Source organism: Acidovorax sp. (genome assembly GCF_046291265.1).
Taxonomy (GTDB): domain Bacteria; phylum Pseudomonadota; class Gammaproteobacteria; order Burkholderiales; family Burkholderiaceae_C; genus Acidovorax.
Window position 1 is genome coordinate 1 of the sequence record NZ_JBKBTV010000094.1, and the last position, 12,637, is coordinate 12,637.

Annotated in this window: 13 protein-coding genes; 12 read left to right on the forward strand and 1 reads right to left on the reverse strand. The window is 64.9% G+C overall.

Annotation, left to right across the window (positions count from 1 at the left end; genetic code table 11):
- Window positions 1-370: NADPH-dependent FMN reductase (locus tag ACK41V_RS22050; RefSeq protein WP_409785600.1), on the reverse strand; the 370-nt coding region annotated here is incomplete at its 3' end.
- A 185-nt stretch (window positions 371-555) separates the two neighbouring features.
- Between ACK41V_RS22050 and mnmG the strand changes: the two genes are divergently transcribed.
- The 12 genes from mnmG to ACK41V_RS22110 form a co-directional block, all read left to right on the forward strand.
- Entirely contained in the window at window positions 556-2,541 is a 1,986-nt protein-coding gene (gene mnmG, locus ACK41V_RS22055) for a tRNA uridine-5-carboxymethylaminomethyl(34) synthesis enzyme MnmG (RefSeq protein ID WP_409785601.1), read from the forward strand.
- Entirely contained in the window at window positions 2,538-3,215 is a 678-nt protein-coding gene (rsmG, locus tag ACK41V_RS22060; protein WP_409785602.1) for a 16S rRNA (guanine(527)-N(7))-methyltransferase RsmG, read from the forward strand. The genes mnmG and rsmG overlap by 4 nt, the downstream gene beginning before the upstream one ends.
- 197 nt (window positions 3,216-3,412) lie before the next feature.
- Entirely contained in the window at window positions 3,413-4,027 is a 615-nt protein-coding gene (locus ACK41V_RS22065; RefSeq protein WP_409785603.1) for a LysE family transporter, read from the forward strand.
- A gap of 36 nt (window positions 4,028-4,063) precedes the next feature.
- A complete protein-coding gene (locus ACK41V_RS22070) occupies window positions 4,064-4,876 on the forward strand; it encodes a ParA family protein (protein ID WP_409785604.1) in 813 nt (270 codons plus the stop codon).
- 34 nt (window positions 4,877-4,910) lie between these two features.
- The gene (locus tag ACK41V_RS22075) at window positions 4,911-5,450 is read left to right on the forward strand and encodes an RBBP9/YdeN family alpha/beta hydrolase (RefSeq protein ID WP_409785606.1); all 540 of its coding nucleotides are present in this window, start codon (window positions 4,911-4,913) and stop codon (window positions 5,448-5,450) included.
- A gap of 6 nt (window positions 5,451-5,456) precedes the next feature.
- Window positions 5,457-6,374 (forward strand): ParB/RepB/Spo0J family partition protein, encoded by a 918-nt coding sequence (locus tag ACK41V_RS22080; protein ID WP_010465109.1) that lies wholly within the window; start codon window positions 5,457-5,459, stop codon window positions 6,372-6,374.
- Between the two features lie 237 nt (window positions 6,375-6,611).
- Entirely contained in the window at window positions 6,612-7,958 is a 1,347-nt protein-coding gene (locus ACK41V_RS22085) for a hypothetical protein (RefSeq protein WP_409785607.1), read from the forward strand.
- Between the two features lie 7 nt (window positions 7,959-7,965).
- A complete protein-coding gene (locus tag ACK41V_RS22090; RefSeq protein ID WP_409785609.1) occupies window positions 7,966-8,706 on the forward strand; it encodes a class I SAM-dependent methyltransferase in 741 nt (246 codons plus the stop codon).
- Window positions 8,707-9,030: 324 nt separating this feature from the next.
- Window positions 9,031-10,590 carry a COG3014 family protein gene (locus ACK41V_RS22095; protein WP_409785610.1) on the forward strand — a complete coding sequence of 520 codons (1,560 nt, stop codon included), beginning with the start codon at window positions 9,031-9,033 and terminating at the stop codon, window positions 10,588-10,590.
- Window positions 10,591-10,625: 35 nt separating this feature from the next.
- Window positions 10,626-11,045, forward strand: a complete 420-nt coding sequence (locus ACK41V_RS22100; RefSeq protein WP_409785611.1) for a YcfL family protein — start codon at window positions 10,626-10,628, stop codon at window positions 11,043-11,045.
- A gap of 41 nt (window positions 11,046-11,086) precedes the next feature.
- The gene (lpoB, locus tag ACK41V_RS22105; RefSeq protein WP_409785613.1) at window positions 11,087-11,701 is read left to right on the forward strand and encodes a penicillin-binding protein activator LpoB; all 615 of its coding nucleotides are present in this window, start codon (window positions 11,087-11,089) and stop codon (window positions 11,699-11,701) included.
- A 10-nt stretch (window positions 11,702-11,711) separates the two neighbouring features.
- The coding region (locus tag ACK41V_RS22110) for a hypothetical protein (RefSeq protein WP_409785615.1) at window positions 11,712-12,637 on the forward strand (926 nt) is incomplete at its 3' end.

Consider the following 12,637-nt stretch of genomic DNA (forward strand, 5'->3'; position numbering starts at 1 on the left):
CCCCCACCTTGCCGCGAAAGCTCTTGCCGCCGTCTTGCCAGTCGGGGTTGCCTTTGACGGGGCTGGAGGCCCAGTCGATGGTGTTCTTGAGCAGGGCGGTGTAGCTGCCGTTGTACTCGGGCGAGCAGATGACCCAGGCGGGGTGCTGCCACAGGATCTCTTTGAGCCGGATCACGTCGGCCGGTGTGCCCTGGGCTTCGAGGTCGGCGTTGTACAGCGGGATGTCGAAATCCGACAGCTCCAGCAGCGTGACGGTGGCGCCCGCGTCGCGCGCGATGGCGGCGGTGGCGTGGGCCAGTTTGCGGTTGAAGGATTGCTGGCGCGTGCTGCCGGCAAAGATGAGGAGGGAGGAGGGGGTGGTTTGGGGCATGGTGCTTGCCATTGAATCACAGGCCATGGGCAGGAATCCTGCAGACGTGTTCCACGTGAAACAACCCTGAACAACCCTGGCTGCGGCGTGGGGCAGGACGTGATGGATGCAAAGTGGGAAAATCGCGGGTTGCCCGCGTTGACTCGGGCTCTTTACCATCGGGCCCAGGGCCCCGGAGCGCTCCCATGTTGTATCCCCAAGAATTTGATGTGATCGTTGTCGGCGGTGGCCATGCCGGCACCGAAGCCGCGCTGGCCGCTGCGCGCATGGGCAGCAAAACGCTGCTGCTGACCCACAACATCGAGACGCTGGGGCAGATGAGCTGTAACCCCAGCATTGGTGGCATCGGCAAGGGCCACTTGGTGAAAGAGGTGGATGCGCTGGGCGGTGCGATGGCGCTGGCCACGGACGAAGGCGGCATCCAGTTCCGCATTCTCAACAGCAGCAAGGGCCCGGCTGTACGCGCCACGCGCGCGCAGGCTGACCGCATTTTGTACAAGGCGGCCATCCGCCGCATGCTGGAGAACCAGCCCAACCTGTGGCTGTTTCAGCAGGCGGTGGACGACTTGATGGTGGAGGGCGACCGGGTGGTGGGCGCCGTCACGCAGGTGGGTATCCGCTTTCGCAGTCGCACGGTGGTGCTGACGGCTGGGACTTTCCTCGACGGCAAGATCCACGTGGGTCTGAATAACTACGCAGCCGGACGGGCAGGGGACCCGCCTGCGGTGTCGCTTTCGGCACGCCTCAAGGAGCTGAAGCTGCCTCAGGGCCGTCTGAAGACCGGCACGCCACCCCGGCTGGATGGGCGCAGCATCGACTTCTCGAAGTGCGCGGAACAGCCCGGCGACGGCATGCCCGGTGGTGTGAACGAGGGCACGGTGCCGGTGTTCAGCTTTATGGGCAATGCGCAGATGCACCCTCGCCAGATGCCGTGCTGGGTCACCCACACCAACGAGCGCACGCACGAGATCATCCGCAGCGGTTTTGACCGCAGCCCCATGTTCACCGGCAAGATCGAGGGCGTGGGCCCGCGCTACTGCCCCAGTGTCGAAGACAAGATCAATCGCTTTGCCGACAAGGACAGCCACCAGATCTTTCTGGAGCCCGAGGGCCTGACCACCCACGAGTTCTACCCCAACGGCATCTCCACCAGCCTGCCGTTCGACATCCAGTACGAGCTGGTGCGCAGCATGAAGGGGCTGGAGAACGTGCACATCCTGCGCCCCGGCTACGCCATCGAATACGACTACTTTGACCCGCGCTCGCTCAAGAGCAGCTTCGAGACGCGGCAAATCCAGGGCCTGTTTTTTGCCGGGCAGATCAATGGCACCACGGGCTATGAAGAGGCGGCGGCACAGGGCCTGTTCGCAGGCATTAACGCCTCGCTGCAGTGCCGGGGCGATGCGCCTTGGCTGCCCGGCCGCGATGAGGCCTACCTGGGGGTGCTGGTGGACGACCTGATCACCAAGGGTGTGACCGAGCCCTATCGCATGTTCACCAGCCGGGCCGAGTTCCGCCTGCAACTGCGGGAGGACAACGCGGACATGCGCCTGACCGAAGCAGGGCGCCGCATGGGCTTGGTGGACGATGCACGTTGGGACGCCTTCAGCCGCAAGCGCGATGCTGTTTCACGTGAAACAGAACGCCTGAAAGCCACCTGGGTGAACCCGCGCAGCCTGCCTGCGGCGGAGTCTGAGCGGGTGCTGGGCAAGAGCATCGAGCATGAATACAACCTGTTCGAACTGCTGCGCCGCCCGGATGTGAACTACCCCAGTCTGATGTCGATGGACGGCGGCAAATACGCGACCAATGATGTTTCACGTGAAACGCTGGGGGCTTTGGCCGAGCCGGTGGTAGAGCAGGTGGAGATTGCCGCCAAGTATTCGGGCTACATCGACAGGCAGCGGGATGAAGTAGGGCGCGCCGCGCATTTTGAGAAGCTGCGCTTGCCAGCCGAACTGGACTACCTACAGGTCACGGCCTTGAGCATCGAGGCGCGCCAGGTGCTGAGCCGCCACCGGCCTGAAACCCTGGGCCATGCTTCGCGCATTCCGGGCATTACACCTGCGACGATCTCATTGTTGATGGTGCATTTGAAACGGGGTGGGTTCAAGGAGTTTGCGGTGGCGCCTGTAGTGCCTGTCCAAGCAGAAGGGGAAGTGGCGGCATGACGATGGCAGTGAGTAACGATGCGCTGCGCAACCAGCTGCAATCCGGAGCCGATGCGCTGGCCTTGGGGCTGACCGATGCGCAAATCACCCTGTTGATGGATTTTCTGGCCCTGCTGCAAAAGTGGAACAAGGTCTACAACCTGACGGCTGTGCGCGACCCGCAGGAGATGCTGACGCACCACCTGCTGGACAGCCTGGCCGCCGTGGCACCGCTGCGCCGCCATGCCGCTGTGCTGGCGGGTGAGGGCAAGGGCGCTGTGCGCTTGCTCGACGTCGGCTCGGGCGGCGGCTTGCCCGGCGTGGTGTTTGCCATCTGCTGCCCGGAGGTGGATGTGAGCTGTGTGGACACCGTGGGCAAGAAGGCGGCGTTCATCCAGCAGGCGGCGGTGGCGCTGAAGCTGCGCAACCTGCATGGCGTGCACGCGCGGGTTGAGACGCTGACGACACCGTTTGACATCATCAGCTGCCGCGCCTTTGCCTCGCTGCCCGACTTTGTGACGTGGTCTCGGGCTGCGCTGTTGGCGCCGCACGGGGTCTGGCTGGCCATGAAGGGCAAACACCCCGAGGATGAAATTGCGGCGCTGCCCGCCGATGTGTCGGTGTTTCACGTGGAACAGCTTGCGGTGCCGGGGCTTGACGCTGAGCGCTGCATCATCTGGATGAAGCCGGTCTGACCACCGGCCGCTGACTTCTCAGCGGCCGGGATGGGGTGGTCGCGTAAACTCGGCACCTCACTTCGGGTGCATCCATCTGCGCACCCGTCCAGCACACCGGGAGAGATCATCATGACTTACGCAAAACCGGATTGGGCGTGCCTCCTGCCACAAGAGCACGTACCGTCGTTGCATCCTTATTTGCGGAAGTCCTAAGCATGTTCGGCATCGCAGACTACGGCGCCTTTGTCGCCTCCATTGTGTTGTTCCTGGCCATTCCAGGCCCCGGCAATCTGGCGCTCATCACCTCGACCAGCAAGGGCGGCGTGCGCGGCGGGCTGGCAGCCACGATGGGCGTGATCGCAGGCGACCAGGTGCTGATGTGGGCGGCGGTGGCCGGTGTAGCGGCCTTGCTGGCCACGTACCCCGCGGCGTTCAACGCAGTGCAATGGCTGGGCGCGGCCTACCTGGCCTGGCTGGGTTTCAAGATGCTCACCGCCAAACCCGGCGCACAACCCATCCTCAACATCCAGCCGCGCCACTACTTCAAGCAGGCCGGGCTGATCACCTTGCTCAACCCCAAGGCCATCGTGTTCTATATGGCGTTCTTCCCGCTGTTTGTCGACCCCGCGCGCCATCAAGGCATGCTGACCTTTGGCGTGATGGCGGCGACCGTGGCGGTGCTGACATTCATCTATGGGCTGGTCGCCGTGCTGCTCACGCACCACCTGGCCGAGCGCATGCGCGCCAACCCGCGCATCGGCCGCGTGCTGGAAAAAGTGGCGGGCGTCTTTCTGATCGGCTTTGGCATCAAACTGGCCATCTCCAAATAAAACAACGACAAAAACACCACGGACTGCAACACCCACATGGCCAAAATTTTCTGCGTTGCCAACCAAAAGGGTGGCGTTGGCAAGACCACCACCACCGTCAACCTTGCTGCAGGTCTTGCCAAGATCGGCCAGCGCGTGCTGATGGTCGACCTGGACCCGCAGGGCAATGCCACAATGGGCTCGGGCGTGGACAAGCGCAGCCTCGACCTCACGGTGTACGACGTGCTGCTTGAGTCTGCCTCGGTCAAAGAGGCGGCCGTGCTGTCGGAAAAATGTGGCTACTGGGTGCTGGGCGCCAACCGCGAACTGGCGGGCGCCGAGGTCGAACTGGTGGCGCTGGACCACCGCGAAAAGCGCCTGAAGGCCGCACTGGCCGAGGTAGATGGCGACTATGACTTTGTGCTCATCGACTGTCCTCCGTCTTTAAGCATGCTCACCCTCAACGGCCTGTGCAGCGCGCACGGCGTCATCGTGCCCATGCAGTGCGAATACTTCGCGCTCGAAGGCCTGACCGATCTGGTCAACACCATCAAGCAGGTGCACGCCAACCTCAAAGCCGACCTGCAGAACATCGGCCTGCTGCGAGTGATGTTCGATCCGCGCATCACCTTGCAGCAGCAGGTCAGCGACCAGCTCAAGGGCCACTTTGGCGAGAAGGTGTTCAACAGCGTGATCCCGCGCAACGTGCGCCTGGCCGAAGCGCCCAGCTACGGCTTGCCCGGCGTGGTGTTTGACCCGGCGGCCAAGGGCAGCCAGGCGTTTGTCGAATTTGCGCAAGAGATGGTGGACCGCGTGCAGAACATGCCCGCTGCCGCCACTTCTATAGCCAAAATGGCCTCTAGCGCTTGATGGATAAGCGCTGGTAGCTATCAATATAGTAGTAATGAAGGCATCCAACATCCTCCTATTGCCCGGATGGCAGAACTCCGGCCCGGACCACTGGCAAAGCCTGTGGGAGGCCCAGCATGGCTACCACCGCGTGGAGCAACACGACTGGATGCGCCCGCTGCGCGGCGACTGGTCGGCGCGCCTGGAAGAAACCGTGGTCGATGCCGACGGCCCTGTGGTGCTGGTGGCGCACAGCCTGGGCTGCATCCTGACCGCGTGGTGGGCCGCGCATTCGGCCAACGCCCATCGCGTGGTGGGCGCCTTGCTGGTGGCCCCGGGTGACGTGGAGCGACCCGACATCGCCGCCATGATCCACGGCTGGGCGCCCATTGCGCGCCAGCCGCTGCCGTTCCCTGCGGTGCTGGTGGGCAGCCGCACCGATCCGTACTGCAGCTTTGAGCGGGTGCAAGCCCTGGGCGAGGCCTGGGGTGCGCGGTTTGTCGATTACGGCGAGCGCGGGCATATCAATGCCGAGTCGGGCCTTGGAGACTGGCCTGAAGGCCATGCGCTGCTGCAAACGTTTTTGAAAGATTGAAGAGATATGGTCACGAAAAAACCCAAGGGCCTCGGCCGTGGCCTCGAAGCCCTGCTGGGCCCTAAGGTCGAAGAAAAAGTGGAACAGGCCCAGGCGGCTGAAGCCGGACTGCCCAGCAGCCTGCCGCTCTCCGAACTGGTGCCCGGCGTCTACCAGCCCCGCACACGCATGGACGAGGGCGCGCTGTACGAGCTGGCCGAAAGCATCAAGGCCCAAGGCATCATGCAGCCCATCCTGGTGCGGCGCCTGACGGGTGGCGACAACGCGGGCAAGTACGAAATCATCGCGGGCGAGCGGCGCTTTCGCGCCTCCCGCCTGGCGGGCCTGGCCGAGGTGCCGGTGCTGGTGCGCGATGTGCCCGACGAGTCGGCGGCGGCCATGGCGCTGATCGAGAACATCCAGCGTGAAGACCTCAACCCGCTGGAAGAAGCCCACGGGCTGCAGCGCCTGGTCAAGGAGTTTGGCTTGACCCACGAGCTGGCCGCGCAGGCCGTGGGCCGCTCGCGCAGCGCCGCCAGCAACCTGCTGCGCCTGCTCAATCTGGCCGAGCCGGTGCAGACCATGCTGATGGCGGGCGACATCGACATGGGCCATGCGCGCGCGCTGCTGTCGCTGGACCGCGCCGCACAGATCACGGCAGGCAACCAGATTGCGGCCAAGAAGTTGTCGGTGCGCGAGGCCGAGGCGCTGGTCAAGAAGATCGGCGCCGAGTTCAGCCTGGTGCCGCAAAAGCCCCAAAAGGAAAAGTCGCGCGACCTGAAGCGCGTGGAAGAAGAACTGTCGGACCTGCTCATGGCCGAGGTCGAGGTGCGCGTGAAAAAGCGTGTGAAACGCCACGGCCGGGTGGAGGACATGGGCGAGCTGGCGATCCAGTTTGGCTCGCTGGAGGCGCTCAACGGGTTGATCGACCGCCTGCGGGGCTGATCAACCGTCGGTCGGCGGCGCGGGTCTGTTGCCGCGCAAACATGCGTGAAATAGCGCACACAAACAGTTTCCACAAGTAACTTGCGCAGGCAAAATGCGTCTGTGCGGGGCCTACACTGCGCTGCGTTCAACACACCCGGGTTGACCGCAAGGCCTCTTCACAGGGCGGCGAAAGCGCTGTTCTGCGGCCCATGGTGGTTTGCCGGGTGATCCCAGTGTCCCCCTGGAGCAGACCCCATGATGACCCCCCTGCGCTTCGTTCTGACCCCCGTTTGCCTGGCCGTCGGCCTGTGCACAACCTCGCTGGGCGCCCATGCCCAGTCCACTAAAACTCCCAAGGTTCAGCTGTGGATGGATGTGTCCACCGGCACCATGGCGGGCATGCCCGAGATGGACAGCCTGCCCGGTGGCGGTGGGTTGCTCGGAGGCCTCATGGGGGGGGTGGGCGGTGGCGCCGCGCAGGGTATGGGCGGCGGCAGCAATACGTCGTATGGCAACGCCCGCGCCATGTCCATCATGCCGCCGCGTGTCATCGACATCGCTTTGCACAACACGCTACGCTCCGGTGTCGAGGCCAGCCAGGCCATCCCGCCCGGCATGCGCATGGGCGAATCCCTGCCGTTGATTCCCCCGCGTGCGCAACCTACCCAGACCGAGCCGGGAGATCTGCCACAGGAGTACCAGCAAAACCAGCCCAAGGGCCGCATCCTGATGTATTGGGGCTGCGGGAGCGCGGTGCGCGCGGGCCAGCCGCGGGTCATCGACCTGGCGCGCGCCAAGCCGACTGACTACGCCCAGGCCTTTGCCGGCCGCGCCGTGCCCGACCGGGGGCCGCGCGTGGGCCCGGCCTACGCGCTGTACCCCAATGAGCGCAACCAGGTCAGCCTGTCGCGGGACAGCTCGCTGGTGGGCGAACACCAGGTGCGTGGCGACGGCGTGCCCGCGTCCATGAAGTTCACGCTGGGCGCGGCGCAAGATTTGATGCCCGCCATCGACCTGCGCACCGTCGGCAAGCCACAAGACAGCATGGGCACCAGCTGGCAGCCGGTGCGCAACGCGCGTGCCTACTACCTGCACGCCATGTCGCAGAACGGAGACGACCTGGTGATGTGGTCCAGCGCCGAAACACCGGACACGGGCATGGGCCTGTTCGATTACCTGTCGCCTGCCACCATCGACCGCTGGCTCAAGGAGCGCGTGCTGCTGCAGCCCGAAACCACGCAGTGCGCCATCCCGCAAGGCATCTTTGCAGGCGGTGGGCGCGACGCCACACCCATGTTGCGCATGATGGCTTACGGTGGCGAAAGCCACATCGTGCATCCGCCGCGCCCGGCCGACCCCAAGGCGGCGTGGCAGCCAGAGTGGGCTGTGCGCGTGCGGGTCAAGTCGCACACCATGGCGATGCTGGGTGAGGAATCGCAAGGCGGGCGGGGCGGCATGGCGTCGCAGGGCTCGGCTGGCGGCGGGTACACCAGCGGTATGTCGGGTGGCCAGCCCGCAGGCGACGGTACCGATGCCAATGCCAATGCGCCCGGCAATGTGGTGAACCCCGTCAACCTTTTGCGCGGCCTGTTCGGCCGTTGAGAACCCTATGACCCTGCGCATGCCCTGGCCCCTGCCCGCGTTGATGGCGTGGGCGTGCGCGTGGCTGATTTTTGTGTTGCTGCAGCGTGCGGTGCCCCCGGTGGCCGCGCTGCTGGTGGCTTGCCTGCTGGGCACGGCGGCCAGCATGCTGGGGGGTAGCTGGTGGCGTCGGGGGCTGATCGCCACGGGGTTTCCGCTGTCGCTGGCGCTGCTGGGGGCCGCCAGCCTGCCCAACTGGGCCTGGCTGGTGCCGCTGTCGCTGCTGTTGCTGGTCTATCCGCTGAACGCCTGGCGCGATGCGCCGCTGTTCCCGACGCCACGCTATGCATTGCAGGCGCTGGCGGTGCAGGCGCCGCTGCCGCTCGGCGCCCGGGTGCTGGATGCAGGCTGCGGCGTGGGCGACGGCTTGAAGGCGCTGCGCCATGCCTACCCGGCCGCCCAGCTGGACGGCGTGGAATGGAGCTGGCCCTTGCGCCTGCTGTGTGCGCTGCGTTGCCCCTGGGCCTTTGTACGGCGTGGCGACATGTGGGCGGCCGACTGGAGCGCCTACCGCATGGTCTACCTGTTTCAGCGGCCCGAGAGCATGGCGCGTGCCGCGGCCAAGGCAGAGGCTGAAATGGCCGCGGGATCCTGGCTGGTGAGCCTGGAGTTTGCGGTGCCGGGTGTGTTGCCCAGCGCGCAACTGCGCGCACCGGGCGGGCGGGTGGTCTGGCTGTATCGGCTACCGCTGAACCGCGTGGAGGAATGACATGCACTGTGTTTCCACCTGTTTCGGCTGCCGGGAACGGTTACAGAAAAGATACAAGCTTTTGCTACATTGCGCCCCAGGCTACAAACCTACACAAAACAACCAAGAAACACACAGCCTGAGGGGGTTGCAAGCAGCACGTCAGGGCGCCGGGAGGGGGCGCACGGGTTGCCAGCACCACCCTTATCCGGTCTTCGATCACAGCCATCGGCAGCATCCAGCGCGGCATACCCTGAACGGTGTGCCTGCAGTGTGGTGTGGCCGCGCGCGTGGGCGGGGCCGGGGTTTTCTGGTGCTCAACCGTCCGATCTGCAAGGAGCATTCATGACCACCCACCAGCCCACACTGGCCTCTCGTTTCCGCCTGCGCGTTCGCCCGCGCCTTTTGTGGGTGCTGACGCTGAGCGCAGCCCTCACCGGCTGCGCCACCATGCAAAGCCACGACAAGGTGGCTGGCGACATGCAGACCGCTGGGCGCACGGGCGGCATCCCCGCCGCGCTGGCCAGCCTGGAAAGTACCGCCAAGACCGAGGACGAAAAAACCGCGCTGCTCTACAACATGGAACGTGGCGAGCTGCTGCGCATGGACCGCCGCTACCCCGACAGCACCAACGCCTTCCTGCTGGCCGACAACAAGGTCAAGGAATGGGAAGAAACCGCCAAGACCAACCCGTCCAAGCTCATGGGCACCGTGGGCGCCGCGTTGATCAGCGAACGCCTGAAGGCCTATGAAGGCCAGGACTACGAAAAGGTGTGGCTAACCACACGCCTGGCCCTGAACCGCGTGGCCGTGGGCGACTTTGAAAACGCCCGCGTGGACATCAAGCGCACACACGAGCGTGAGGCCATCATTGCCGAGTTCCGCTCCAAGGAAACCCTGGCCGCCGAAGAAGAAGCCAAGTCCAAGGGCGCCACGTCGGGCGGCAAAGAGCTGAACGGCTACCCTGTCGAAACGCTCAACGACCCCGAAGTGCTGGCCCTTAAAAATGGCTACCAGAACGCGCTGTCGCACTATCTGGCCGGTTTCCTGTACGAGATGCTCAACGAGCCCGGCCTGGCAGCCCCCGGCTACCGCAAGGCCATCGAACTCAAGCCCGAAACCGCCGTGCTCGAAGAAGGCCTGCGCGGCCTGGATACGCGCACCGGCTTCACCTGGAAGCGCCGCCAGCGCATGACGGACGTGTTGTTTGTGGTGGAGGCAGGCGATGCGCCCGCCCGCAAGCCCAAGGCCTTCACGCTGCCAGTGCCCACGGGCCGCGGCATGGTTACGGCCAGCATTTCGTACCCGGTGATCGAGCCGTCCACCGACCCGCTGCTCACGACGATCTCTGCCGCTGGCACCGACCTCAAGCTCGAAAAAGTGGTGGACGTGAACGTGATGGCCCGCCGTGCATTGAAGGACGAGATGCCTGGCATGGTGCTGCGTGGCTTCACCCGCGCCGTGGCCAAGGGCGTGCTGCAGAACGAGCTGCAAAAACGCGGTGGCCTGGTGGGTGGCCTGATTGGCGCAGCCGCTTCGGTGGCTACGGAACAGGCCGACGACCGCCTGTGGCGCATGCTGCCCGGCCGTGTGTACGTGGCCCGTGGCTACCTGCCACCCGGCGAGCACACCATCACCATCAATGGCCGGGCGCTGCCTGTGCCCATCAAGATCGACGGCCAATACGCCCTCGTGCCGCTGCGCCTGTACGAAAACAGCGTGTTGACGGGCGACGTGGCCATGCTGGGCCAGCTGCCGACCGTGGCCGCTGCTCCCCAGCCCGCCCCTGCGGCGGTGGCGCCTGCCGCCCCGGTGCGCACCACCAACAACCGTTCGCGCGCTGTGCCCCAGTCTTCGGTCAAGCCCACAGCCGCCAAGCCTGCAGCCGCAGCGGCCAAGAACTGAACCACCCTCTCTGACCTTTTCAAGGAGCCTCTTGCATGAGAACCCGTTTTGCCCCCGCTCACCTGATTGCCGCCATTCCTGCATTGGTGTGCGCAGCCTTGATGACCCTGGCCACCAGTGCCAGTGCCCAGCTGCACGACCCGGCCACCCCGCTGGCCGTGGCCTCCAAAGTCGCCCTGCGCGGCGAAGCCAACAGCATCGCCGTGCGCGAGATGCGCATCGTGCGCAAGAACGACATCCTGGTGGTGCAGGCCGACATGTCCAACATGGGCCGCACCGACCGCACCGTGTTCTACCGCTTCAAGTGGCTGGACCAGGTGGGCAACCAGGTGGGCGATGGCGAATCGTGGAAGCAGATGAGCGTGCTCGGCCTGGGCCAGCAGACCGTCAAGAGCGTGGCACCCACCTCAGCGGCTGTCGATCTGCGCCTTGAAATGAATGTGGAACCGCGCTGAGCCAGCGCTTCAACCCAAGATTGAGTGAGGAGTTAAGAACCATGACCCAAAACACCATCCAGCGCACTGCGCTCATCCTGGCCTTTGCGGCCAGCACCCTGGCCCTCTCGGCCTGCCAGAACTTGTCTTCGCCCACCGTGCGTTTTGACCGCCAGGTCAATTACGGTGACGCCAAGGCCGTGGAGCTGGTGACCAACGAGTTCGGCTCCACCGACCTGCAAATGATTGCCGAGAAGATGACCGGCGGACTGTTGGAAACCGGCATCTTCCAGGGCCGCCCCACGGTGACGATCTCGACCGTGAAGAACAAGACCAGCGAATACATCGACACCACCAACGTGATGAGCTCGATCCAGACCGCGCTGGTCAAGTCGGGCAAGGTGCGTTTTGTGCGCTCCATCAACGAAATGCAGCAAGGCGTGGACGAGCTGCAGCGCCAAAACCAAAGCGGGCTGTACAAGCAGGGCACCACCGCCAAGGTCGGCCAGATGACGGCCGCCAAGTACACGATGGAAGGCGAGCTGACCAGCATCGTCAAGCAGAACAACGCGACCAAGGACGTGTACTACAAGTTCACGCTCAAGCTGTTTGATGTGCAGGAAGGCACGATCGAATGGCAGGACGAAAAAGAAATCAGAAAGACCAGCAAGCGCTGAGGAGCACACCATGCAACGCAGAACTACCTTGAACGCGGCCCTGGCCGTGATTGCCGCCACCACCATGGCCTGGGGCGCGACCGCCCATGCGCAGCAGAACGCGGCGCCCAAGATCGCGGTGACCGACCTCGCCTACGCCCAGCGCGTGTCCGAGTTCTTCATGGCGGGCTCCTACCAGCGCAGCAGCCAGATGAGCGCGGGCGGTAGCCACAGCGGTGGCCACAGCCACGGCCCCTACGGCGGATCGGGTTCGCACTCGGGCAGCCACTCCATGCAGGCGTCCGAGCAGGCCAGCGGCACCTATGTGGCCGGGCGCTACAGCTACATCGAGCAGCGCGAACTGGGCGGCTACACCAACGACATCAAGGGCGCGCTACTGCAAGGCACGTACTTCCGTCTGGTGCAGGGCAAAGGCTTTGATGCGGGCAAGCCGCAGGCCAGCAAGGCCGAGCAGGTGCTCAACCAAGTGCAGGGCGGCAAGATGGCCACCCCCCAGGCGCAGCCCGAGGTCGGCAACGTGATCGCACGCATCAAGAAGGGCGAGTTCAGCGGCGCTGACTACGTGCTGTTTGGTGTGGTGTCCAGCATCGACTTCACCGACGCACTCTCGCCCCTGCAAGGCACCACCAGCGCCACCCGCCAGTACGGCCTGCAGTTGCTGGCAGACTTCTCGCTGATCAACACCAAAACCTACGAGATCAAGGCCGCGTTCTCCGCCCAGGGCGAAGGCAACGACACCAAGATTTTGTCGATCCGTGGCGACATCGCGCCGCCCAACCGCGCCAAGGTGATGCGCGAAACCTCCCAGTCGCTGGCGCAGGACGTGTACGCGCAGCTCGCCACGCAGCTGGGCTACACCGATGCCCACCTGGCCCGGGGGGGGCGCCCCCCGCCGGGGGGACACCAGGGCGGCCCCCCAAAGACAATGGCACAGCA